Annotated in this window: 24 protein-coding genes and 1 pseudogene; 10 read left to right on the top strand and 15 right to left on the bottom strand. The window is 65.4% G+C overall.

Annotated features, from left to right (window positions below; all coding sequences use genetic code 11):
- Nucleotides 1-9: 9 nt before the first annotated feature.
- From ABC319_RS03250 to ABC319_RS03240, 3 genes are all read right to left on the bottom strand, one after another.
- Nucleotides 10-1,038 carry a FecR family protein gene (locus ABC319_RS03250; RefSeq protein WP_413068856.1) on the bottom strand — a complete coding sequence of 343 codons (1,029 nt, stop codon included), beginning with the start codon at nt 1,036-1,038 and terminating at the stop codon, nt 10-12.
- Nucleotides 1,010-1,729, bottom strand: a complete 720-nt coding sequence (locus ABC319_RS03245) for an RNA polymerase sigma factor (protein WP_413068855.1) — start codon at nt 1,727-1,729, stop codon at nt 1,010-1,012. Before ABC319_RS03245 ends, ABC319_RS03250 begins: the two co-directional genes overlap by 29 nt.
- Before the next feature lie 574 nt (nt 1,730-2,303).
- Nucleotides 2,304-2,561, bottom strand: a complete 258-nt coding sequence (locus tag ABC319_RS03240; RefSeq protein ID WP_413068854.1) for a hypothetical protein — start codon at nt 2,559-2,561, stop codon at nt 2,304-2,306.
- A gap of 259 nt (nt 2,562-2,820) precedes the next feature.
- On the opposite strand from ABC319_RS03240, the gene ABC319_RS03235 reads away from it, so the two are divergent.
- Both ABC319_RS03235 and ABC319_RS03230 read left to right on the top strand, forming a co-directional pair.
- Entirely contained in the window at nt 2,821-3,396 is a 576-nt protein-coding gene (locus tag ABC319_RS03235; RefSeq protein ID WP_413068853.1) for a hypothetical protein, read from the top strand.
- 14 nt (nt 3,397-3,410) lie between these two features.
- On the top strand, nt 3,411-3,563 hold the full coding sequence (locus ABC319_RS03230; protein ID WP_413068852.1) for a hypothetical protein: 153 nt from the start codon (nt 3,411-3,413) through the stop codon (nt 3,561-3,563).
- A gap of 93 nt (nt 3,564-3,656) precedes the next feature.
- Here ABC319_RS03230 and ABC319_RS03225 read toward each other — a convergent pair whose 3' ends face one another.
- Nucleotides 3,657-6,023, bottom strand: coding sequence for a membrane-bound PQQ-dependent dehydrogenase, glucose/quinate/shikimate family (locus ABC319_RS03225; RefSeq protein ID WP_413068851.1), 2,367 nt, complete (start codon nt 6,021-6,023; stop codon nt 3,657-3,659).
- Between the two features lie 371 nt (nt 6,024-6,394).
- On the opposite strand from ABC319_RS03225, the gene ABC319_RS03220 reads away from it, so the two are divergent.
- From ABC319_RS03220 to ABC319_RS03205, 4 genes are all read left to right on the top strand, one after another.
- Nucleotides 6,395-6,970 (top strand): YdeI/OmpD-associated family protein, encoded by a 576-nt coding sequence (locus ABC319_RS03220; RefSeq protein ID WP_413068850.1) that lies wholly within the window; start codon nt 6,395-6,397, stop codon nt 6,968-6,970.
- Between the two features lie 144 nt (nt 6,971-7,114).
- Complete coding sequence (locus ABC319_RS03215; RefSeq protein WP_413068849.1) at nt 7,115-7,891, top strand: SDR family NAD(P)-dependent oxidoreductase; 777 nt, start codon at nt 7,115-7,117, stop codon at nt 7,889-7,891.
- A 65-nt stretch (nt 7,892-7,956) separates the two neighbouring features.
- The gene (locus ABC319_RS03210; RefSeq protein WP_413068848.1) at nt 7,957-8,790 is read left to right on the top strand and encodes an alpha/beta hydrolase; all 834 of its coding nucleotides are present in this window, start codon (nt 7,957-7,959) and stop codon (nt 8,788-8,790) included.
- Nucleotides 8,791-8,924: 134 nt separating this feature from the next.
- Entirely contained in the window at nt 8,925-9,446 is a 522-nt protein-coding gene (locus tag ABC319_RS03205; protein WP_413068847.1) for a DUF1993 domain-containing protein, read from the top strand.
- A 313-nt stretch (nt 9,447-9,759) separates the two neighbouring features.
- Here the strand turns inward: ABC319_RS03205 and ABC319_RS03200 are convergent, their stop codons facing one another.
- From ABC319_RS03200 to dinB, 3 genes are read right to left on the bottom strand one after another with little or no spacing between them, the layout of a single operon-like run.
- On the bottom strand, nt 9,760-10,689 hold the full coding sequence (locus ABC319_RS03200; RefSeq protein WP_413071595.1) for an exonuclease domain-containing protein: 930 nt from the start codon (nt 10,687-10,689) through the stop codon (nt 9,760-9,762).
- Nucleotides 10,689-11,252 carry an alpha-ketoglutarate-dependent dioxygenase AlkB gene (locus ABC319_RS03195; protein WP_413068846.1) on the bottom strand — a complete coding sequence of 188 codons (564 nt, stop codon included), beginning with the start codon at nt 11,250-11,252 and terminating at the stop codon, nt 10,689-10,691. The genes ABC319_RS03200 and ABC319_RS03195 overlap by 1 nt, the downstream gene beginning before the upstream one ends.
- Nucleotides 11,249-12,337, bottom strand: coding sequence for a DNA polymerase IV (dinB, locus tag ABC319_RS03190; protein WP_413068845.1), 1,089 nt, complete (start codon nt 12,335-12,337; stop codon nt 11,249-11,251). Before dinB ends, ABC319_RS03195 begins: the two co-directional genes overlap by 4 nt.
- Nucleotides 12,338-12,704: 367 nt before the next feature.
- On the opposite strand from dinB, the gene ABC319_RS03185 reads away from it, so the two are divergent.
- Nucleotides 12,705-13,487 carry a hypothetical protein gene (locus ABC319_RS03185; RefSeq protein WP_413068844.1) on the top strand — a complete coding sequence of 261 codons (783 nt, stop codon included), beginning with the start codon at nt 12,705-12,707 and terminating at the stop codon, nt 13,485-13,487.
- A gap of 144 nt (nt 13,488-13,631) precedes the next feature.
- Here ABC319_RS03185 and ABC319_RS03180 read toward each other — a convergent pair whose 3' ends face one another.
- Nucleotides 13,632-13,838, bottom strand: coding sequence for a molybdopterin-binding protein (locus tag ABC319_RS03180; RefSeq protein ID WP_413071594.1), 207 nt, complete (start codon nt 13,836-13,838; stop codon nt 13,632-13,634).
- Here ABC319_RS03180 and ABC319_RS03175 point away from each other — a divergent pair.
- Nucleotides 13,770-14,042, top strand: coding sequence for a hypothetical protein (locus ABC319_RS03175; RefSeq protein WP_413068843.1), 273 nt, complete (start codon nt 13,770-13,772; stop codon nt 14,040-14,042). The genes ABC319_RS03180 and ABC319_RS03175 overlap by 69 nt on opposite strands.
- Before the next feature lie 23 nt (nt 14,043-14,065).
- Here ABC319_RS03175 and ABC319_RS03170 read toward each other — a convergent pair.
- A pseudogene (locus tag ABC319_RS03170) lies at nt 14,066-14,185 on the bottom strand (IS6 family transposase); the annotation flags it as partial.
- A 73-nt stretch (nt 14,186-14,258) separates the two neighbouring features.
- Here ABC319_RS03170 and ABC319_RS03165 point away from each other — a divergent pair.
- Nucleotides 14,259-15,284: an IS110 family RNA-guided transposase gene (locus ABC319_RS03165; protein WP_413068841.1), complete on the top strand. Its 1,026-nt coding sequence runs from the start codon at nt 14,259-14,261 to the stop codon at nt 15,282-15,284.
- Nucleotides 15,285-15,813: 529 nt separating this feature from the next.
- Here the strand turns inward: ABC319_RS03165 and ABC319_RS03160 are convergent.
- Nucleotides 15,814-16,359: a PEPxxWA-CTERM sorting domain-containing protein gene (locus ABC319_RS03160; protein WP_413068840.1), complete on the bottom strand. Its 546-nt coding sequence runs from the start codon at nt 16,357-16,359 to the stop codon at nt 15,814-15,816.
- Between the two features lie 234 nt (nt 16,360-16,593).
- On the opposite strand from ABC319_RS03160, the gene ABC319_RS19825 reads away from it, so the two are divergent.
- Nucleotides 16,594-17,124, top strand: coding sequence for a DUF1993 family protein (locus ABC319_RS19825; protein ID WP_459565473.1), 531 nt, complete (start codon nt 16,594-16,596; stop codon nt 17,122-17,124).
- Between the two features lie 253 nt (nt 17,125-17,377).
- Here the strand turns inward: ABC319_RS19825 and ABC319_RS03145 are convergent, their stop codons facing one another.
- Genes ABC319_RS03145 through ABC319_RS03125 form a run of 5 tightly spaced genes read right to left on the bottom strand, consistent with a single transcriptional unit; the run spans nt 17,378 to nt 21,945 of the window.
- On the bottom strand, nt 17,378-19,255 hold the full coding sequence (locus ABC319_RS03145; protein WP_413068839.1) for an ATP-binding protein: 1,878 nt from the start codon (nt 19,253-19,255) through the stop codon (nt 17,378-17,380).
- Nucleotides 19,252-20,250, bottom strand: coding sequence for an ATP-binding SpoIIE family protein phosphatase (locus ABC319_RS03140; RefSeq protein ID WP_413068838.1), 999 nt, complete (start codon nt 20,248-20,250; stop codon nt 19,252-19,254). Before ABC319_RS03140 ends, ABC319_RS03145 begins: the two co-directional genes overlap by 4 nt.
- Complete coding sequence (locus ABC319_RS03135) at nt 20,251-20,655, bottom strand: ATP-binding protein (RefSeq protein ID WP_413068837.1); 405 nt, start codon at nt 20,653-20,655, stop codon at nt 20,251-20,253. It lies immediately after the preceding gene.
- Complete coding sequence (locus ABC319_RS03130) at nt 20,636-21,046, bottom strand: STAS domain-containing protein (RefSeq protein WP_413068836.1); 411 nt, start codon at nt 21,044-21,046, stop codon at nt 20,636-20,638. Before ABC319_RS03130 ends, ABC319_RS03135 begins: the two co-directional genes overlap by 20 nt.
- Complete coding sequence (locus tag ABC319_RS03125) at nt 21,046-21,945, bottom strand: STAS domain-containing protein (protein WP_413068835.1); 900 nt, start codon at nt 21,943-21,945, stop codon at nt 21,046-21,048. Before ABC319_RS03125 ends, ABC319_RS03130 begins: the two co-directional genes overlap by 1 nt.
- Nucleotides 21,946-21,979 lie beyond the last annotated feature (34 nt).

The following is a 21,979-nucleotide window of genomic DNA, read 5'->3' as shown; positions in this document are numbered from 1 at the left end:
ACCCGCCCGTTATTTGCGGGCCGGCTGCCGCCGCGTCGATGACAGGATCAGCCGATCGCCGGTGCGATCGAGCGTCATCGCGAACATCGCGGCGACGGCGCGCGCGAATCCGTCCGGATCGCGCACGCGAAACGCGCCGGTGATGAGCAGCGCAGTCGCGGGGCTCGGTTCGGCAAGTTCGATCTGTATGCGATTATAGCGGTTGATCTGGTCGATGGCGGCGGCGAGCGGCAGGCCATCGGCTTGCAGCATGCCGTTGATCCATCCCGAGTCGCGCGCCGGCACAGGGTGAGCCGGCAGCACCGGACCCAGGACGACCCGTTCGCCGGGGGCGAGGGGCGGATCGGCCGGCTGGCGCTCGCCCGGAGCGACGATGAAATCAACAGCGCCGCGGAGAAGATGGACCGACGGCGCCGGTTCGGTCGCGCTGACGTCCACGATTCCCGACCGCGGCGTGAAGGTGACGCCGCGCACCACGACCAAGTAGCGCGCGCGATCGCCAGGCGATTGCGCGAGACGGATCCGGCCTGCGACAACGACGACGCGTCGCTCATTCGGTGCCTGTTCCACCGTCACCGTCGTCGCCGTGTCGAGCACGAGCCGAGTTCCGCCGCGGAGCGAGACCGGTCGGATCTCGCCGACCTTGGTACGCAGCGTCTCGGCGGCGGCCTGGGAAACCGGCAATGGCGGACCATAAAGATGGAGGCTGGTCACCACGAGAGCACCGAACGCGCCGACTGCCAGCACCGCGCCAGCGCGATGCGTCGAGTGGCGCATCAGCCACGGCGCCTTGACGAGCGCGCGCGACTGCCCCTCATCGCTGGAACGCAGCAGCGCTCCGTCGCGCCACGTCGCCAAAACAAAGGCATAAGCACGGCGATGCTCGGCAGATTCGGCGAGCCAGCGGGCGTGCGCCTCCGCCAGTTCTGGATTCCGGCCTGATTGAAGCGCCAACAACCAGTCCTCGGCGGCCTCGTGGATGGCGTTGGAGATCTCGCCGCGGTTCGACTCAGTCATGGGATCGGAGGTGCCGGCCAAGATGACGAAGCGCGATCCGCATCTGCTTTTCCACCCCCCGCTCGCTCAGGCCCGTCCGGGCGGCAATCTCGGCATAGCTATAGCCATCCAGGCGGCGGGCCAGAAATATTTGTTTGGTGAGCGGCTTCAGCCCCTGCACGGCCGCCTCGATCCGTCTGAGCCGATCTCGCGCCTCAAGCTGGGGCAACGGATCGACCGCGGTATGCGGACAACCAACCCGTGGCAGGTCGGCGTCGCTGGCAAACCGCGTTACCGCGCGAACCTCATCGCGGACCGCGTTCATGGTCGCCTCGCGTACATAAGCGCGAGGCGACCGCACGTCGCGTGTGGCGATCGCGTCGCGGCCGGTCAGCCGCATAAAGACCTGTTGCACCGCATCCTGCGCTCGGTCGGCCGTCGTGAACCGCATCAGCGCGCGCACAAGGCGAGGCTGCTCGACGCGATACAAGGCGTCGAGGTCGAGCGTCTCGGATGGAGCGATGTCGCTGTCCGGCGGCAGCGGATCGCCGTCGACACAGGCCAGTCTGACCGTGCTTGGGTCTGGCATTCGAACGGAAGTGAACCGAGCTCGCGCAGCCACGGTGGCATGCCCCTCTTGGCCAAGAGTGCGAGGCAATGCCGGCGCGAGCCGGGTGTTGAGAACATGCTTGAGACACGCGCCGACGCCTTTAGCCGCGGGCGGCCTGGACATATGCGTCGGCCACCCGGCCGTACCATCGCGAAGTCTTCGCTCAAGCGAGGTTCTCACGCCTCGGCGTTGCCGATGCAACGCCAGCATAGGCTAATTGGCCAGGCGTAATTTGCAAGTGCCGTCGCGGCGCCGGCTAACGACGGCATTGACCTGCCAGACAGATGCTGTGACGGCGAGCGATACCGTCCAGCTTTCCACCGCTTCGACAGGGACTAGGCCCCGTCTTGCACCCGCAGCAGCCCACGGCATCCATCGACGGCGATGCACGTCGACGCCATCGAGGCTTGCACGACGAGAGCAGCACCGTCTCTCATCATGCCAGAGTTGCCGCTCAAGGTCGGCAGCGCGACAGGGAGCCGAACATTTGCGGCGCTACTGCCGGATGATTGGCTCGATGATGGCATATTCAAGTGTCTGCTGCGGCCATATTCTCCCATTTCCGCATGATCTTCTCGGCTGACGACGAACATTCATTAGCTGACATCAGGGCGCCAACGTCACGGACCTGACCTCATCCGACGGGCAAGGTCCTTCGGCCACCGCCCTCCGTTCAACGCGGCAGTGTCGATCAGTCTCAGCAGTCAGTCCGACGCTGCCGATTGGCGTCTCCGATCGTGCGCGCCAGACGCTCGGCATCCCGGGCGACCTGATCGCCGTCGAGTTCGCGGCGCAACCATCGCTGCTCGTGGAGCCCGCCATGGTCGTCCAGCTCACCGCATCCGACCCGCTTGCCATAGTCAAGCAGCGCACAATTCGCACCAGGAACGTGCCTCCGAACGATCTGCTGCACTTGACTGACAACGTACTCGCCCGATCCTTCAATTATCGCCATATGTCCTCCCGATTGTCGCTCTGATGACATTCGTTTTACCGCACACGAAGCCGCCCATGAAGTTCAGACCCCTTTTCTGCCATTCACGCGACCTCGGCGGCCCGCGAAAATCAGACCTTCGTCCATGTCGCTTTCCCGGAGGAGCCGATGGCCGGGCGGGCGGATGAGACGGCGTAGCATAGGGTGCGCAAGCCGTTGTCGCGTGGGAAGATGCCTGCAACAGCGGTGCGTAGATCGGACCTGGGTGATGCGGCACTGGATGATATTGTTTGCGCTCGCGGCACAGTCGGCCGCGGCGTGGGAGCCGGTAGCGCTGCCCGACGCGGTCAGCGCCGCGCTGCCGTCCGGTCACGTCGCGCGAGTGGCGACGTGCACCCGCGCCCTCGATCCGCCTCGGGCAATCTGCATCGTCGTCGCCGCTCGTCCGGACGAAGGAAACCGCAACTCCCCACGCGAGGCCCCGCGGCGTCCGCTGCTCGTCTATCGGTTGAACGGCGCCACCGCTACGCTGATCGCCCGCAACGACAAGGTGGTGCTGCGCCGCGACGAGGGCGGCCAGTGCGACCCGGTTGAAGACGGCGGCGCGCTTACGGTCAAGGGACGGTTCTTCACGCTGGAACAGGGCGTCGCCTGCGGCCAGCACTGGACCGATTACACGACCTTCCGCTTCGATCCTCGAACGCGCAGCTTGGTGTGGCGCAGCCGCATCTACGAGTCCTGGCGGATGAACGACGACACCCGCCCCGATGCCGAAGCGCTCGTCAGCGACGGCCGACGGGTATCGCGCGCCAATCCCCGGCGGCCGGTGACACTCGCCGATTACGCACCACGGTAATGCCGCCTTAGATGATGGCTGATATCACCATCGGCCTATTTGCAGGGATTCAGATACGCTCTGGCCTGTCGCTTTCAATTGCCCTTCGTTCATCTCCTATTGAAATGACGGTTCAACCGATCATGACAGTGCATGCGTTGTTTCAGCGCAGTCACATTGAACCTTGAGGCGACTTTTGGTGCTTCGCCGATAGGATTTCACGACGATCGGCGAGGACGCGCATCACGGAGCGGAGGCGTCCTAGCGCCATGGACTGGTCGTCAGCCCCGCGGCAGCGCATAGGCCAGCGTATAGTCGCCATAGCGCGTCCCCAGCGCGCCGTGCCCGCCGGCGGTGACGACGACATATTGCCGGCCGTCGCGGCCGCGATAGGTCATCGGCGTCGCCTGCGCCCCGGCGGGCAGGCGCGCCTTCCACACCACTTCGCCGGTGTTCAGGTCATAGGCGCGCAGGTACTGATCGGTGGTCGCCCCGATGAAGGCGAGGCCGCCGGCGGTGATGATCGAGCCACCCAGATTGGGCACCCCGGTCTTGACCGGCACGCCCAGATGCGAGCCGAACAGGCCGGTATCGCGCGCGGTGCCCAGCACCTTGCGCCACAGGACCTTGCGCGTCTTCAGGTCGACCGCGGTCAGGTGACCCCAAGGCGGTGCGACGCAGGGCGCGCCGAAGATGCCCACCCACGCCTTCACCACCGCGACATAGGGTGTGTTGTACTGCGTCTGGAGCTGCGCCTGCATGGCGTTCTCGCCGCCCTGCTTCTGCTTCATCAGCGGCGGGACGCGCGGATCGTTGCGCGGCATCAGCCACAGCTTGAACGGCATCTCCATCGTGTTGACGGTCATTACGCCACGCACTGGATCGACCGCGGCGCCGCCCCAGTCGGTCACGCCGTCAAAGGCCGGGTGGCCGATGATCGGCTTCAATCCCAATGGCTGGTAGATGCCGGTGCCCTGCGCGCGGCGGATATCGATGCGGCAGAACAGCTGGTCGATCGGCGTCGCGCCCCAGGTCGCGACCTCGGTCGGCGCGGGCGGGGTGAAGCTGGGCATGCCTGTCGAGAAGGGCTGGGTCGGCGACACCCGCACGCCCGGTGTCGCGCCATCGGTCCGAACCGGACGCTCGGTGATGGCGGCGATCGGCGCACCGGTCAGGCGGTTGAGGAAGAAGACCTGCCCCATCTTCGTCGTCTGGATCAACGCCGGGATCACCCGGCCATCGGGTCCGCGATAGTCGAACAGCGACGGACCGATCGGCAGGTCCATGTCCCACATGTCGCGGTGAACCAGCTGGCGGGTCCAGCGCAGCTTGCCGGTCGCGATATCGAGCGCGACGATCGAGCTGCCGAACCGGTCGTCGAACGGCCGACGATAGCCGATCCAATAGTCGGGCGACGCGTTGCCGGTGCCCAGATAGACGATGCCGTTGGCGGCATCGGCGGTGATCGCACCCCAGACATTGGCCGTGCCGCGGGTATAGACCTGTCCCGCCGGCAGTGGCGCGATCGCATCCGGCGAACGGCCGACGTCCCAGGCCCAGATGGGCGCGCCCGACACCGGATCATAGGCGCGGACCACGCCCGACGGGATGTCGCGGTTGACGTTGTCGGTGATCCGCTCGCCGATGATGAGACGGCCGTTGACGACGATCGGCGGGGTGGTGCCGATCTGGTCGGATGGCTGCGACGTGCCCATGTTTGCGCGCAGATCGATGGCGCCGCCATTCGCGAAGCTGGCGCACGGACGCCCGGTATCGGCGTCGAGCGCCACCAGGCGGGCATTGAAGGTCGGCGCGAAGATGCGGTGGGGGCACGGCGTCCCGGCCGGCGCCTCGAAATAGGTGACGCCGCGGCAGACGAGATAATTGTTGCCTGCGACCTTGGCATCCTCATGCCAGCTCCACTTGGTCTTGCCGGTGGTCGCGTCGATGGCCTGAACGAACGAATGTGGCGTGCAGGTGTAGAGCGTGTCGCCGATATGGATCGGAGTCGCTTCGGAATGATACTCGCGTTTGTGCTCGGCGGTTTCCGCCGCCATCGGCAGGTCACCGGTCCGCTGCGTCCAGGCGAGTTCCAGACGGCCGACATTTTGCGGCGTGATGTCGGCGAGCGTCGAATAGCGCCGGCCCGACGCCGTGCCGCCATAATCGCGCCAGTCGCCGTCCGCCTCTCCAGTCGGCGCGGCGGGCAGCGCGACAGCACCAGGCGCGCCATGCGCGGCTACGCCGTCGCCATGAAGGATGACGCCGCCGATCCCTAGCGCGAGCAGCACCGCGGCGGCAGCTGGTACGGCGTGCGCGCGCGCGCGCCAGCTACCCGCCCGCCACGCGGTCAGCAGCACCAGTACTAACAGAACGGTCGGTGCGACCAGGCGGGGGACGAGTTGCAGCCCGTCGAGCCCGACCTCCCAAAGCGCCCAGATCAGCGTGCCGACCCAGATCGCAACGAACAACCAGCGGCCGAGCCATGCGACACGGCCGAGCAATACACCGCTGGCGACCATCGCGATGCCTGCGATCAGATAATAGGGCGACCCGTCCAGAGAGGCGAGGACCGCTCCGGCTACCCCGAAGAAGCCACCAAGAATGGCCACGCACCATGCGATCGCCAGCCGGTAGAGCCGAGCCATTGTCTTCACCCTTCTCAGTCTTTGCAGCTGAACGCCCGGGAACGGCGGAAGTCCCAGGCCGTGTTCTCACGGCGGGAGCAAATCCCTCTCGACACCTCCTTTGTGCGCATCAAACGATCTATGGGCTCGCGCTTGCGCACGACTGTAGCCGACAACCCCGTCCGCACGCTGCTGACGCCCGGGATAGCGCCGCGCCGCGATCGCCGTCAGCGATCAAAGGCCCGGAAGCGGTCGTTGAGCGCCAGCCGCGCGTTTCCTCAAAGCCGCCGCTTGTTCACCTGTCCCTCGCCTCATCCGATCATTCGCGGCAGCATGGGAGCGGCGTTGCCTTGCCGCTTCTCAGCGGGATCAGCCTTGGGTAGCCTCTGGCGATGACGATCCCTAGCGCCGATGCCCTCGCCTTCGAACGTCCCGAAGATCTAGCCGGCTGGCTCGCCGAGCATTACGCGGACAGTCGGGAATTATGGATCCGAATCTATAAGGCAGGTTCGGGCGAACGCTCGGTCACGTGGACAGACTGCGTTGTGGAGGCGATCCGCTTCGGCTGGATCGAGGGCCTCAAGCGACCGGGCGACGAACGCTCCTACCTTCAGCGCCTGACGCCACGCCGGCCAGGATCAAGCTGGTCCGCCAGGAACCGTGCTCACGCCGAGCGGCTGATGGCTGAAGGTCGCATGACCCCGGCCAGGCTCGTCCATGTCGAGGCCGCGCGCGCGGGGGGGCGCTGGAACACCGCCTACGACGGCTCGGCGTCGATGCGCATCCCGCAGGATTTCCTGGACGCACTGGCGGCTCTGCCCAAGGCCGAAGCATTCTTCCGGACGCTCGATCGCACGAACCTGTATTCGATCTACTACCGCCTCCAGACGGCCAAGCGACCGGAGACGCGGGCGCGCAGGATGCCGCAAATCCTGGAGCAGCTCGCTCGTGGTGAGCGCTTTCACTGATGTGATCCCTTCCTTTGCGCTCAGGGTGCCAAGCCGAACCCGGAACCCACCTGGTCATCGATGTCGAGGGGAAGGCGGTTGGTTCGTGAAAGGGGACCGACCTCGCATCTGCCGCGTTCGACCCTCGCAACACGAGGAACGCGCATGAACATCGACCTAACCGGACGCACCGCGCTGGTGACCGGATCGACCGACGGCATCGGCTTCGCCGCCGCACAGGGTCTCGCGGCGGCCGGCGCGGTGGTCATCGTCAATGGCCGCAGCCAGGATAAGGTGGACGCCGCCGCGGCGCGGATCGGCGGGTCGGCGCGTGGCGTCGCTGCCGATCTCGCCGACGCGGGCGGAGCGGAGGCGCTCTTCGCGGCGGTGCCGGACGCAGACATCGTCGTCAGCAACGCTGGCATTTTCGAGCCCACCGACTTCTTCGCTACCGACGATGCCACATGGGACCGCCACTGGCAGGTCAACGTCATGGCCGGCGTGCGGCTGGCGCGTCGCTACCTGCCCGGAATGAAGGAGCGCGGCTGGGGGCGTTTCGTGCTGATCGGCTCGGAGTCCGCGTTCAACATTCCCGTCGAGATGATCCATTACGGCGTCAGCAAGACGGCCGACGTCGCGCTCGCCCGCGGGCTCGCCAAGCGCATGGCGGGCACCGGCGTCACCGTGAACGCCGTCCTGCCCGGGCCGACGCTGTCGGAAGGCGTCGCCAGCATGCTGAAGGATCAGATGCAGCCCGGCCAGTCGCTGGAGGATGCCGGTGCCGCGTTCGTGAAGGCCAACCGGCCCAGCTCGATCATCGGCCGCGCCGCCTCAACCGAGGAAGTTGCCAACATGATCGTCTATGCCTGCTCGCCGCAGGCATCCGCCACCACCGGCGCCGCGCTGCGCGTCGATGGTGGCGTCATCGACACGCTGATGTGAGGGGCGTGACGCCGAACCCCGTAGGCCTCGCGATACGCAAGCGCCGTTCCGGCGTGCGCGCACGCATGGCTGCCCTTCTGGGATCGCTCGCGGCAGCCTGCTCGCCGCTGACCACCTTCGATGCGCTGGTGCCGAAGGACCGCGGCGGTATTCGCGTCGCGAAGGATGTCGCCTACGGACCGGACCCGCGCCAGCGCCTCGACGTATATGCGCCCCGGGCTGTGTCCGGGCAGGCTCGCCCGGTGGTCGTGTTCTTCTACGGCGGCAGCTGGAACAGCGGCACGCGCGCAGGTTACGCCTTTGTCGGCCGCGCGCTCGCCGCCGAGGGCTTCGTTGCGGTCGTGCCGGACTATCGGCTGGTGCCCAAGGTGCGGTATCCCGCCTTCGTCGAGGACGGCGCCGCCGCGGTCCGCTGGGCAACCGCGCACGCCGGCGACTATGGTGGCGCGCGCGGTTCGGTGGTGCTGGTGGGCCACTCGGCCGGCGCATACATCGCCGCGATGCTGGCGGTCGACCCGCGCTGGCTGGGCGGGACCAGAACGGCGGTCAAGGGCCTCGTCGGGATCGCCGGCCCCTATGACTTCGCGCCCTTCGACGTGGACGCCAGCCGCGCCGCGTTTGGTCGCGCGCCCGACCCCGCCGAGACCCAGCCGGTAACCTGGGCCGGTGCCGGAGATCCGCCCGCGTTCCTGCTCTACGGTACGGAGGACACGCTTGTCCGACCGCGCAACAGCGATGCCTTGGCCGCTAGACTGCGTGCCGGCGGCGTGGCGGTGGATGTGCGCGCGTATCGCAAGCTCGGCCATGTCGGCATCCTGCTCGCGCTCGCCCGACCGTTTCGCGGTCGTGCGCCGGTGCTGGAGGATGTCGCCATGTTCGTCCGTCGCACCGCGCGATAAAGCTTCGGCAGTCGCTCCGCCGCGATCCGCCGCCACCAATAGGATCGAGACGCTCCCCTACCCCGCGACATCTGTCGAGAGCCGCTGGCGGCAGAGGCATGAAGTCGGCATAGTATCTGGTGACTGGAGCAGCCATGACCTTTTCCCTCTACGATGCCGTGGTGCCCTCCAACCTCCAGATCCTCGACGCGTTGGGCCGGATCATGGAGAAGGCAGAGGCGTTCTGCGACGAGCGCGGCTTGCCCCAGGCGGAGTTGATCGATGCGCGGCTCGCGGCGGATATGCTTCCGCTGGGCTACCAGGTGAAGTCCTGCGTCGTGCATTCGATTGGCGGGATCGAGGGCACGCGAGCCGGCAGCTTCTCGCCCGACAGGAGCGCCTGGCCGACCGATTTCGCCGGACTGCGCGATATGCTGCAGCGCGCCAGGGCCGAACTCTCGGCGCTCGATCGTAGCGAAGTCGATGGTCTTGCGGAGGCAAGCACGCACTTCGTGGCCGGAGAGACCAGGCTGCCGTTTACGGGAGCCAATTTCCTGCTCTCGTTCTCGCAACCCAACTTCTACTTCCACGCGACGACGGCCTACGCGATCCTGCGCGCGCAGGGCGTCGCGCTCGGCAAGCGTGACTTTATCGGCACGCCGCGGATTGCCAGATGATCGGGTCTTGCCGGTGGCGTGTCCGAAATCGCTGTCCGGTCATCAAGGGCCAGCGCATGAGACGGCGGCAGGCCCCACGAGCGAATGTCCCGCCTCGGCGCGCGCGCATGCCGATGCGTTCGACCAGCTCGTGCCGAGGGCGCGGCTCACGCCATTCGTAACGGCGTTGGCTTAGAGCCGCGCCGTTGCCATAAGCGCCAGCGCGATCCGGCGGCCAGAAGCGCGAGCTCCCAAGACCCATAGCCGCTCGTTCAAACCGCCTCTTCCCCTCGTACATTCCGGCTGATCGTTCATGTCTGGGCTTCGGCTTCTCTCAAGCCGCCGAAGCCGCTGGCCGCACGTCTTCAGGGGGCGGACCCCCTCCGTCGAGGGCAAGCTCGTAGCGATGACGGAGTTCCTTCTCGACGATGATCTCGATCGCTGCCCCGCCCCGTCGGAGTTCTTCGGCTCGGCGGTGATCTGCATGCGCGGTGAAGAAGCGACCGAAGGGCTGATCGTCACCGATGACGAGCATGGTGGTAGTCATGCCGACCGAAGCCATGACGCGTGCGCCAGCGGCGGCCAGAGACCGCCCAAGTTTGCCGTCGCGGTCCGCGCCCAGGATGGCGACGCGCTCGCCCTTCAATGGCCCTGATGCAGCGGCCTTTGGAGCCGGATTGCGGCGCCCGCTGACCGGCGACAGCCAACCGGTTAGCCCGATGCCTGCATGCTCGATGGCGCGAATGATCACCATGCCGGCAGCCCGTGCGTCACTGAGCGCATCATGGTGTTTGTGCCGAATGCCGAGGAATTTCGTCAGCACGTTGAGCCTGTGGCTGGACAGCTGGGGCCAGGCGCGCTTTGCCACCCGGACGCTGTCGAGCCAGGTCGTCTCGATGACGGCTCGCCCGTGGGTCGCACACGCCGCGCGCAGCGCTCCCTTGTCGAAGAGCGAGTGCGCGACGGTGATCCGGCCCGCCAGGTGCCCGTCGATGGCGGCATGGATGTCGCCGAAATCCGGAGCGCCAGCGACGTGGTCGCACGTGATCCCATGGATGCGCGTGTTGAACGACGAGAAGCGGTCGAGCGGGTCGACCAGCGTCTCATACGCGAAGATCTCCACGCCATCCTTGAAGCCAACGATGCCGATCTGGCAGATACTGCTGACCCGCGAGCAGGCGGTCTCCACGTCGACGACGACGAAGTCCGGCGCCGCAGCATCCGGCACAGGCGATAGAGGCAGCTGAAGGGCTATCGAGGCCATCACGTCCGACCCGCAAGGCTGCGGAACGTGATCGACCATCGCGGCCGCTCCATCTCGACGATGCTGTGCTCCCAATCGTGACGGGCGGCTCCGGTCATGTGGTAGGCCGCACGCGGATCTAGCGCCACCGACGCCCGCTCGAACCCGCCAGCCCGTCTGCGTCGGAAGCGCAAGATAGCCGGCTCGCCGAGCGAAATTCCAAGGACGTGGCCATAGATCGGCCGGTCGCGATGCCATCCGATGCCCGCACCCGGATCGTACCGGATGAGCAGTGCCTGGATCAGGTTCTCGGGATCGAGATTTGCAAAGCCGGCCGCCCGGTCACGGAACGGACGCAGCCAGTCGGGGATGGGTGGTGCCTCTACCGGCCGGCCGACCTCGAAATCATAGCTCCACCCGAAGGAGGCCGTCAGGCGCTTGCCGGTCCAGCCCTGGAATCGGAAAGGCGTGAGATCGCTCGCATCGATGCGAGCGATCACCATCTGCTCCTCGCCTGCATCGATCAGGTTCGCGCGCGTGCTGAGCCCCGGCAGCACTGGCACGTCAAACAGGTCCAGGGTCACGCTTCCGCCTCTGCGAAGATCGGTAGTTCGCTTGGCGGGAATGCCAGCGGCTCCGCAAAGTTCGAGACGGTCACGCCGACCAGCCGGATGCCCTTTTCCGGGGGCAGCACTGACCGGATCAATTCCAGGGCCAACCGGTGAAGAGTTTCCCGCGTCGCGACCACCGCAGACTGGCTGCGGCTGCGCGTGATCTGCTGGAAGTCGCCATACTTCACCTTCACCGTAACCGTTCGGCCGAACGCCTGCCGCGTCTCGCACCACCGCGACACATCGTCCGCCATCCGCAGCACGCCCGCTTCGATCTCGTCAGGCTCAGTCAAGTCGCGATTGAAGGTCGTTTCCGACCCGGACGACTTGCGGACCCGGTTCGGGCTGACCGGTCGGTTATCCTCACCGCGCGCGATTGCGTGATACCAGTCCGCGGAACTGCTAAAGTGACCTTGGAGAAACGCGAGCGACTTGAACCGCAGATCTGCCCCCGTCTCGATGCCGAGCCGCTTCATCTTTTCAGCCGTGACCGGACCTATACCATGGAAGCGGCTTACCGGCAGCGTCTCGACCCATGCCGCGCCCATGTCCGGCGTCACGGCAAATTGGCCGTTGGGCTTCCGATGATCGGACGCGAGCTTGGCGAGCAACTTGTTGTAGGAAATGCCCGCCGAGGCCGTGAGCCCCGTTTCCTGCAGGATCGCGGCCCGAATCTCCTTGGCCGTCAGCCAGGCCGTATCGAGGCCACGCTTGTTGGCGGTCACATCGAGATACGCCTCATCCAAAGACAGCGGCTGGATCAGGTCGGTGTAGCGCGCGAAAACCTCGTGGATTTGACGGGACACCTCACGGTAGGTCTCGAACCTGGGCGGCACGAACACCAAGTCTGGACAGCGACGCAGCGCGGTCACGGAGGGCAGTGCCGACCGGACGCCGAACTGCCGGGCTTCGTAGCTCGCGGCTGCCACAACGCCGCGCGCTGCCGCGTGGCCGACGGCAACTGGACGACCACGGAGCAACGGATCGTCGCGCTGCTCCACGGACGCGAAGAACGCGTCCATGTCGACGTGAATGATCTTGCGCACGAAGGCGGTCATAACGACCGTAATAGCAAATGCGGAACGAAGTGGGAACGGGGGTGGCAAACAGTTGAGGTTCGGAAGGCTCTTCCGGACGAGCACGCCGACGGGCCGCCCGAGAGTCCTCAAGAACCTGTTCATGGTCGTTTGCGGCCTGACCCCCCGGCTTCCCGACGTTGGCCGCTCGTTCATCGACTGTAGCGTCGATCCGATTGGGCGGAAGCGCTCCGCGCTGCGGACGGCTTAGTCCAAAAAGATCATATTCTGGAATCCGCTTAGGCCAGGTGCGGAGTCGACATCGCTGGTGCGCAGGGCACCATGTCGGCTGCAAGATGTTTCACTCATTCGGGCCATTGGCCGGACGAGCATGCGAGGGAACACGACGATGGCAAAAGCGGCAACATCGGTACTGCTTGGACTGGCCATGACCGGGTTGGCGGCCTGCCATCAATCGCCCTCGGAATCGGCGGCGCAGACCGCGTCGAACGGTTCGGACGGGGGTGCCGCGACGCCGACGAACGGACCCGGCCGACTGCGCGGGACCCTTGGAGCCCTCGATTCAGATACGATGACTATCACGACCTATGACGGCACTTCGGCGCCCGTGACGCTCGACGGCGAAACCAAATACGCCTGGGTGATCAAATCAAGCCTCGCCACGGTCAAGCAGGGCGATTTCATCGGCACCGCGACGACCGGTCCCGACAGCGACCTGAAGGCGGTTGAAATCGTGATCTTTCCCGAGGCCATGCGCGGCACTGGCGAGGGCCATTACGGCTGGGACACGCCCGGTGTGATCCAGGCGGCGGGACAATCGAGCGGGTCAGCCAGCAGCGCCATGACCAATGGCACCGTCACGCAGAGCGCTATGACAAACGGCACAGTCAGCCAGAGCGCAATGACCAATGGCGTCGTCCAACAGAGCGGGATGACCAATGGCACCGTCACTGCCGACGCGAGTGGCGCCGCGACGACGAAACTGACCGTCAGCTACAAGGGTGGAACCGCGCAGGTAAGCGTTCCACAGGGAACCCCGGTTGTGCGATTCGAGCCCACCGAAAAGGCCTCTCTGGCGAAAGGCCAAAAACTGTTCATCAAGCTGGCCGACGACCAGAAGACCGCGCAGTTCGTCGCGATCGGCAAGGATGGCCTGACACCGCCGATGTGAACTCTTCGAGGCAAACCAATTAGGCTTGAAATGTAACGGAGTTCAGTGGCTCAGCGCTGTTGAGCGTTCATAGAAATTGGGCATCCGTTCAGGCGCTGACCTTGATCGAGGCCGACTCTCTTCGACCTCAATCGCCGCGAACTACTAATAGCCGGCGGCGTCTTCCCAATAGCCGCCGGCGCCACCGCCGACCGAAGCGCGACTGTCGACCAGTTTGACCCGAACGTATTTGGCCTGCTCATAATCGGGTTGCCGCTCGACCCGCAGGCACAGCGGAGCGCCATGGCCGACGCTCAACAGATCGTCGTTCACGCCCCGGGCGAGGATGGTCTGGAGTCGGTTGGCGTCGATCAGGTCGATACTCTCGTCATCATGCTCGCCATCGAAATCGTCGGCGCAATGGAAGACGACCTAGCGCGGCCGGCCGCAGGCGCACCATCTGCTCGTCCGTCACCAGTACAGGTCGCCCATTCCCGGTCTCCTCGCGGAGCCTGGATCAGATTGCGCCTCTCACATCAATTCGTCCTGATCCTAACGCCGATCAACGCTAGCTGATCGACCGCTCGCCACAGTCAGACCATCTCGTCCAGATGCCAGCGCCAATGGCGAATGCCGCGCACGCGACCTACCCGCTGGCGACGGATGTCGCCGGCAAACAGCGGGCCGAACCCGTTCCACCAGAGCCGCACCACCTCATGATGGGGTGGACGCCCCCTCGACGGCATCGATGTGCCAGAGTGAAGGTGTTGAGCATCACTGAAGGAGGCGTCCGTGAGGGAAGTTAGCACGATTGGGCTGGATATCGCCAAGCAGGTTTTCCACGTCCATGCGGCGGATCGGCAAGGTGCGATGGTCCTCTCAAAAAAGATCGCGAGATCAAAGCTACTGAGTTTCTTTGCCTTTCAACCACCATGCCTCGTCGCGTTGGAGGCCTGCGGCGGAGCACATCACTGGGGCCGTGAACTGGTGCGGTTAGGGCACGACGTCCGGCTGATCCCGCCGGCCTATGTGAAGCCGTTCGTGAAGCGCCAGAAGAACGATGCACTCGATGCAGAGGCGATCTGCGAAGCAGCACAGCGCCCGGGCATGCGCTTCGTGAGCGTGAAGACCGAAGCCCAGCAAGCCAATGCGCTGCTCTTCAGGGCACGCGATCTGTTCGTCCGTCAACGGACACAGATAGTGAACGCGCTGCGTGGTCACATGGCGGAGTTTGGTTGGGTTGCTCCCAAAGGACTTCAGCACGCGCGCGATTTGCGGGCTCTCGTTGAAAACCCGGCGTCGGAGTTGCTTCCAGCCGCGCGATCGATGCTGGCTGCCATGCTGGGCACCCTCACCATGCTCGATGAACAGATTGCGCAGCTGGATCGCGAGATAACCTGCCGATCCCGCGAAGATGATGTCGCACGTCGGCTGATGACGATCCCCGGTGTAGGTCCGATCACTGCCGTCGCGCTCGCGGCGCTTGCTCCTCCCCTTGAAGGCTTTGCGCGAGGCCGGGACTTTGCAGCCTGGCTTGGCCTAACTCCGAGGCAGCACTCCACAGGGGGGCGACAGAGGCTGGGTTCTATCACCAAGATGGGGGAGCGCACCTTGAGAAGGCTGCTGATCATTGGGAGCACCGCTGTCGTGCGGCAGGCACGCCGCCTCGGCATCAGGAAGAACCCGTGGCTCACCCAGATGATCGAGCGGAAGCCGCCCATGCTGGTCGCCGTTGCTCTCGCGAACAAAATGGCCCGGATCATCTGGGCGGTGATGACCAGGCATGAGGATTACCGGGCTCCAGTTGCGATCGCGTAAGATCGCAGCCGTGGGGCTGTCGGGAGCGTAGTCGAGCGAAGGAGTGTATGGCGCAACAGTCGAAGAACGGGGCTGGAAAACCAGGATCTGCCATCGTGCCACGCGCACGCTCTCGTGATGTGGATCCAGTCCTCGAACTCCCATACGGGCCAGCAGCTTCGCGCTGCACAACAGGCCGGACAGATGGCAGCAATCGACCTATCGCCAGCTCAATTTTCTCGCTTGCGTTCTTCGGGGCGTCCACAGATGGCAGATGTCGATACCACACTCGAGCCGCAGCTCCTCCACGCTCTGCACCGACAGCGCGAAGCGCCCGTACATCATCGCCACTTACCGGATCACCTCTGGCGACGAGTTGAAGGAGCGGAACGGACTGGCTAGCTTGTGCGGGCGGGCATGGCGCCTGCATTACTTCGCCCGCTAACCTGCCGGTGCATTGGGGCTGACGGAGCTGGCTACGGCGATCCAGAACGAGAAAAGCCGCCAGCCTTTCGACTGACGGCTCCTCGCACTCAGCGGTCTCGGGAGATTAGGCGAATGCGACCTTTGCACTGCGGCGGCGGTAGCGGGTCGCAGCGCCCACCATACTGAAGCCAACCAGCATCATCGCCCAAGTGGCGGGCTCGGGAACGGGGCCGACTGCGCTGGAGGTGGCGGTGACATTGGCGAGGATCGTGCCATTCCCACGAATGCGGTAGCGGGGGCTATCGGCGAAATCCGGGGCGAAGAAGGAGATGCCTTTGAAGTCTCCTGCATCGAACCGCACGCCTGTTCCGTTGAGGAATGTCGCTCCCTGGGTGAAGTAATAATATGTCGGGATGAGGCTGGTGGACTCAGGTGTCAGCCCTGAAATGGCGACATTGTTGATCTGCCCCGATATTCCGGTGATGGCGAAAGCGGTTCGCCCCTCGACGGTGGTCGCAACATCGGATGTCGTGAAAACACCGCTGCCATTCTGATCTGGACCGCCGAAAGCGGTGCTCACCGTGGTGAATTGAAAGGCGAACTGTGCCGCAGACGCCTGCGTCGCGGACATCGCCGCAAACACCGCCGCCATCGTGAGTGCCATTCTCATATCGGAGTCTCCCTGGTGATCGACGGACGCCGATCTCAGCGAGATACGAAGGGCGATACGGTAAGGTTGCCAACTGGGGGACGACGAATCGTCTCGATTTGGGATTCCGGCATGCGAGGCGCCGGATGGCTGCTGCCGCTCTGCTGGAAGATGTCGCGATGATGCTGTCAAACGTGACGCACTGCGGATCCGAAAGTCGGTTAAACACCTTTTTCAGTTCCTTTCAGGCATGCCATTCGTGTTGTCAGTGCTGCGGCAGCGAGCGCAAGCGGGGTGAGCGAGCAGGACCTGCTCGGGGCTCGGCTGGCTCCCCATATGCTGCCGCTGACCGAGCAGGTGCAGAACGCCTGCGATACGGCCAAGCTGGCGGTGACGTGCGTAGCGCAGATTGAACCGCTGCCGATGGCAGATCAGGAGACGAGTATCACCGAACTGCGCGATCGGATCGCCCGCACCATCGCCTATCTTGAGAAGGCCGAGCCGGCCGCGTTCGCCGGCAGGGAAGCCGCTGAGGTGATCCTCAAGCTGCCGAACACGCAGATGACCTTCACCGGTCAGAGCCTGATTACCGATTTTCAGCCTCTCGGTCTTCTTCTTCCACGTAACAACCGCCTACGGGCTGCTGCGGCTGAACGGCGTCGCGATCGGCAAGATGGATTATCTCGCCGGCGATCGGGCGAGGGTCGGCGTCGCCACCAAACCGGCCGGATAGATCGTGCACGGATTGCCGTCACCGTCGCGCTCATCAAGCAGGCTGCTACCTAATGCTGGCGATCGAGCATGATCGTCGGATTGATCAGCGGATGCTCGAACGTTCTGGCTGCGGAGACCCAGTTCCTGTTACGCGCGCGCCCTCACCGCACTTGGGTCTTTGCAGCAGACAGCGAGATCGGATGAGTCCCGGCTTGATGCAGAGCTACGCTCGTTGCATCGCGGCATGATCCAACGCGGTCCTCACGGTTCCGCTCGTCCGTACGCAACGCGGTGTCAGTCCGGATCGCAGGCAAATTGCAGAGGATCAGTCTTGTTGCTGAGCGTCTAATTGATACCGACGATTGAGCAGATCGCGCAGCCGACCGGCCAATTCGCTGAAAGTGAACGGCTTGGCTAACAGCGCGACGCCCTCGTCGAGCCGGTCATTGTGAACGATCGCATCGCGCGCGTAGCCCGACGTGAAAAGAACCGGCACGCCCGGCCGCAACAGCGTGCTCGCATCGGCCACGTCGCGACCGGTCAATGCGCCGGTCAGCACAACGTCGCTGAAGACGAGGTCGATGCGCGCATCGCTCCCCAGATGGCGCACGGCACTCTCGCCATCCTCGGCTTCGATCACAGCGTAGCCGAGTTCACCGAGCACGTCGGCGCTGTAGCCGCGAACGCCGGCGTCGTCCTCGACCAACAAGATCACCTCGCCGTCGCCGGCGCCGTCGGTGTCAGTTCCCGCATCGGCCTGCATTCTGGCGATCGCGCCAAAGAATCGCGGAAGATACAGGTTGACGGTGGTGCCGCGTCCGACGCTGCTCTCGATCCGCAGATGACCGCCCGACTGCTTGACGAAGCCGTAGACCATCGACAGCCCGAGCCCGGTGCCCTTGCCCACTTCCTTGGTGGTGAAGAACGGCTCGAACACGCGCGCCATCGTCTCGTCGGACATGCCCGCGCCGGTATCGCAGACTGCAATCGAGACATATTGCCCGGGGACAGTATCCTCCTCGACATCGCCCTCGCCGAGGATCGTGTTGCCCGTCGTGATCGTCAGCGTACCGCCGGGCGCCATCGCGTCGCGGGCGTTGACCGCCAGGTTGAGCACGGCATTTTCGAGCTGATTGGTATCGGCCTCGACCGGCCACAGATCGCGCGCGAGATCGGTACGCACGGCGATCTGCTCGCCGAGCGTCCGCGTTATCAGGTCGGACATGCCGTCGATCAGCTGGTTCGGATCGAGCGGCTTGGGTGCCAGTGGCTGCCGCCGCGAAAAGGCGAGCAGACGCTGCGTCAAGGTCGCGGCGCGCTGCGCGCCTGCCATCGCATTCTGCGCGGCGCGACGCATACGTTCGGATTCTTCCGGCAATCCTCGGGTCAGGATCTCAAGATTGCCCGTAACGATCTGAAGGAGATTGTTGAAATCGTGTGCAATGCCCCCGGTCAGCTGGCCGACTGCCTCCATCTTTTGCGACTGGCGCAACACGTCATTGATCTGTTGGCATTCAGCGACCGCCGCCACGACGCGTCCTTCCAGCTCGGCGTTGAGTGCGGTCATGGCGCTGGCATTGGCTTCGAGTTCGGCATGCAGCGCGACTACGCCGCGATTGGTCGTGGCGAGTTCGGCGTTGAGCCGTTCCGTTTCATCCTGCTTGGCCTGCAATGCGGCGAGGCTTTCGAGCAGTTCCTGGTTCTGCGTGCGCACCTCGGCCAGCGGATCGGCGGCCTTTGTCGCGGCCAGCGCCTGCCCGATCGCGCGCATGCGGTCGCGGCTGAGCGGGACACTAGCGCGCGGCAGCAGCTTGCCGAGTGTCACGATGGTGCCCTCTCCGACGACGCTGTCGATCGTGAAGTCGTCCATCAGCCGCCGCGTTCCGACGATGCCGACGCCCATGCCGCTCTGGCTGCGATAGCGTCCCTCAAGGATCGCGGCGAGATCGGCGATACCCGGCCCCTTGTCGCGCACCGTGACGATCAGCCGGGCATCGCCGCCGTCGTCGATCGCCAGCTCGACGCGACCGCCACCGCCATAGGTCAGCGCGTTGCGCGCGATCTCGGACACCGCGGTCGCGATCCGCGTCTGGTCCTGCTTGTCGAAGCCGAGCAGGTCGGCGACCTGCCGCGTGCGCTGCCGCGCGGCGATGATGTCGGCTTCCTCAAGCAGAGCGACGGTAAGTTGCGGGACCGCGCTCACGGGCGCGCGCCGCGCGCGACGAGCACGGTGACGTCGTCGCGCCCGCGCGTGAAGTCGCGGTAGAGCACCGCCGCGATCAGGGTCGGATGGCGAAGCGCCAGCCCCGGGTATTCCTCGAGCCGCCACGACGTCGCAAGGCCGTCCGAGGCCAGAATCACAAGCGGGTCCGACCCGAGTGCATAGCGGAAGTCGCGGATGCGCTTGGCGTTGTGGCCAATCGTGCCGTTGTGCGAGACCATCCGCTGGATGCCGCCATCGGCGTCGACCACCGTGCCCGCGATGTTGCCGACCCCGCCGAAGAGGATCGCGCGCTCGCTCCAGTCAATCCGCGCGATCGCGACCGCCGCGCCCCGCGTCGGGCGCAGCGCATCGTGCATCAGCGTCAGCGCGGCGCTCGGCGCGTCACCTAGCGAGCGGTGGAAGCTGCCGACCGCGGCATGCGACGCCTCCGCCGCGCTCGGCCCGTGACCAAGCCCGTCGGCGACCATCAGCACCAGTCCGTTGGGATGTTCGTGCCGGCACCACGCATCGCCGCAGGCCACTTCGCCCGGCATCGGCAGGGTGACCGCGCCGTAATCGGGCATCGCGACGACTTTGCCGGGCTGCCCTGTCGCAAGCCTCGCAAGGATCGCGGTGCCATGCCCAGGCATCGTGTAGATGTCGCTGGCGTGCGAGCCGCGGCGGATCGCGCCTAGCCCGGTGCCGGGACTGCCCGCGGTCGAATGGCCGTCGCGCGACGACGCATCGACGTCAGCGATCCCAGGCCCCTTGTCGAGCGCGATCAGCTCGATGCCGCTGCCGGTGCGATCCTCGTAGGCACCGACCAGCAGTTCGCCGCCGCCGCCGTGCTTGATGAGGTTGGTGGCAAGTTCGCTGCCGACGATCGCCACGCGCCCGGCATCTTCCTCGCCAAAGCCGTGCGCGCGCGCCAGCGCAACAGCGACGCGGCGCGCCTCGGCGACCTGCGATCCCTCGCGAACTTCAATCGCCTGCATCTACCTCCAGCGCGCGATGACGATGCGCGTTCCCTTGCCGGGCGCCGAATCAATCGTGAATTCATTCGACAGCCGCCGTGCGCCGCTCAGCCCCAGCCCCAGCCCGCCGCCGGTGGTGAAGCCGTCAGTCAGCGCCTGTTCGAGATCCGCAATACCCGGCCCCTCGTCGGCGAAGGTCAGCCGTATGCCGCGCCGCGTCGCCTCTACGATCATCTCGACGCGCGCGGTGCCGCCGCCACCGTAATCGAGCGTGTTGCGCGCAAGTTCGCTCGCCGCAGTGACGATCTTGGTCTGGTCGACCAGACCCAGCCCTGCTGCGACCGCCTGCGCGCGAACGTGCTGGCGCACCCTTACGACGTCGTCCGACTCCCGGATCGGCAGCGTGTCATCCCTTGAGATGCCCATCACCGCCCTCCGGGGCGTCCTCGCCGTCCTGTTCCTCGACGAAGCCGACCCCGATCAGCGCCATGCCCCGCTCGACGTTAAGCGCAGTCTTGACTCCGGTCAGCGACAGCCCGAGCTCGACCAGCGTGATCGCGACCGCGGGGCGCATGCCGACAACGACGGTGTCGGCATCGAGCAGCCGCGAGACTGCGGCGATGTTGTCGAGCATCCGGCCCATGAATGAATCGACGATCTCGAGCCCTGAGATGTCGATCATCACACCCTTGGCCGAGGTCGCGACGATCTTTTCGGACAGGTCCTCCTCGAGCGCTTTGGCGAGCCGGTCGTGGATGTCGACTTGGATGCTGACCAGCAGCGCACGGCCGAGCTTCAGGATCGGGATGCGATCCATCAGCCCCGCGCCTTACGCACAACGCTGCGACCGGTGCGCTGAAACGCGAGCAGCAGCGCTTCGGCGAGCGTTGCCTTGGACACGACGTCGAGCTCGACGCCGAGATGCACCATCGTCTGCGCGATCTGCGGGCGGATGCCCGAAATGATGCAGTCCGCGCCCATCAGCCGCGCCGCCGCGATCGTCTTGAGCAGATGCTGGGCGACCAGCGTGTCGACGGTCGGCACGCCCGTAATGTCGATGATCGCGAGGTCGGCGCTCTGGTCGACGATCGCCTGAAGCAGGTTCTCCATCACGACCTGCGTCCGCGCCGAATCAAGCGTGCCGATGAGCGGCAGCGCGAGGATGCCGTCCCACAGCTTGACGACCGGTGTAGAGAGCTCAGCGATCTCGTCCTGCTGGCGGCGGACGACTTCCTCGCGGCTCTTCTGATAAACTTCCATCGTGTACAGCCCGAGCTGGTCGATCAGTTGGGTCATCTGCCAGCCCGATTCCGCGACGACGCCCGCATCGTCGGGAAAGGCCGCACGTAATTGCTCGAACAGCGGCTCCTTGAGCGAGAACACGAAGGTCGCGGTCTCCGATGGGCTGAACCCCTGCGCCGCGCGCGAGCGCGAGATTCCGTCGAGCAGCGCGCGGACCTGTTCGAAGGCAGGCTCAGCGATCTTGGTCTCACCCGATGCCAGCGCCGACCGGAGCGCGGCGAGGAAATCACGGCACTGAGTCTGAAGCTCGTTGTCCTTGATCCGACCGCCGCCCGTGCCGCCGCCGGCGTCCAGCAGAGCGCGCCAGCGCGCGACGATCGCCGCGGCCTGCCGATCGACCAGTCCAGCAATCGTTTCCAGATTGTCCATCACCACCGCCCTCAATTTTTCAAACGCTTGGTAGCCGAGCCCCACGAGATTGTCGCGGACATTGCGACCGTCGCGGAAG

It is taken from the genome of Sphingomonas phoenicis (genome assembly GCF_047238005.1).
Taxonomy (GTDB): domain Bacteria; phylum Pseudomonadota; class Alphaproteobacteria; order Sphingomonadales; family Sphingomonadaceae; genus Sphingomonas.
Note: the sequence above shows the minus strand (reverse complement) of the source record. Positions and strands in the feature narration are given on the sequence as shown.

Excerpts from the sequence above, each read along its gene's own strand:
- ABC319_RS03235 (WP_413068853.1), top strand. The coding sequence starts at position 2,821 with ATGATATTGTTTGCGCTCGCGGCACAGTCGGCCGCGGCGTGGGAGCCG.
- ABC319_RS03210 (WP_413068848.1), top strand. The coding sequence starts at position 7,957 with ATGGCTGCCCTTCTGGGATCGCTCGCGGCAGCCTGCTCGCCGCTGACC.
- ABC319_RS03175 (WP_413068843.1), top strand. The coding sequence starts at position 13,770 with ATGGCCGACGCTCAACAGATCGTCGTTCACGCCCCGGGCGAGGATGGT.
- ABC319_RS03160 (WP_413068840.1), bottom strand. The coding sequence starts at position 16,359 with ATGAGAATGGCACTCACGATGGCGGCGGTGTTTGCGGCGATGTCCGCG.
- ABC319_RS03240 (WP_413068854.1), bottom strand. The coding sequence starts at position 2,561 with ATGGCGATAATTGAAGGATCGGGCGAGTACGTTGTCAGTCAAGTGCAG.
- dinB (WP_413068845.1), bottom strand. The coding sequence starts at position 12,337 with ATGACCGCCTTCGTGCGCAAGATCATTCACGTCGACATGGACGCGTTC.
- ABC319_RS03230 (WP_413068852.1), top strand. The coding sequence starts at position 3,411 with ATGGCTGATATCACCATCGGCCTATTTGCAGGGATTCAGATACGCTCT.
- ABC319_RS03130 (WP_413068836.1), bottom strand. The coding sequence starts at position 21,046 with ATGGATCGCATCCCGATCCTGAAGCTCGGCCGTGCGCTGCTGGTCAGC.
- ABC319_RS03215 (WP_413068849.1), top strand. The coding sequence starts at position 7,115 with ATGAACATCGACCTAACCGGACGCACCGCGCTGGTGACCGGATCGACC.
- ABC319_RS03200 (WP_413071595.1), bottom strand. The coding sequence starts at position 10,689 with ATGGCCTCGATAGCCCTTCAGCTGCCTCTATCGCCTGTGCCGGATGCT.
- ABC319_RS03185 (WP_413068844.1), top strand. The coding sequence starts at position 12,705 with ATGGCAAAAGCGGCAACATCGGTACTGCTTGGACTGGCCATGACCGGG.
- ABC319_RS03245 (WP_413068855.1), bottom strand. The coding sequence starts at position 1,729 with ATGTCCAGGCCGCCCGCGGCTAAAGGCGTCGGCGCGTGTCTCAAGCAT.
- ABC319_RS03135 (WP_413068837.1), bottom strand. The coding sequence starts at position 20,655 with ATGGGCATCTCAAGGGATGACACGCTGCCGATCCGGGAGTCGGACGAC.
- ABC319_RS03220 (WP_413068850.1), top strand. The coding sequence starts at position 6,395 with ATGACGATCCCTAGCGCCGATGCCCTCGCCTTCGAACGTCCCGAAGAT.
- ABC319_RS03205 (WP_413068847.1), top strand. The coding sequence starts at position 8,925 with ATGACCTTTTCCCTCTACGATGCCGTGGTGCCCTCCAACCTCCAGATC.
- ABC319_RS03140 (WP_413068838.1), bottom strand. The coding sequence starts at position 20,250 with ATGCAGGCGATTGAAGTTCGCGAGGGATCGCAGGTCGCCGAGGCGCGC.
- ABC319_RS03225 (WP_413068851.1), bottom strand. The coding sequence starts at position 6,023 with ATGGCTCGGCTCTACCGGCTGGCGATCGCATGGTGCGTGGCCATTCTT.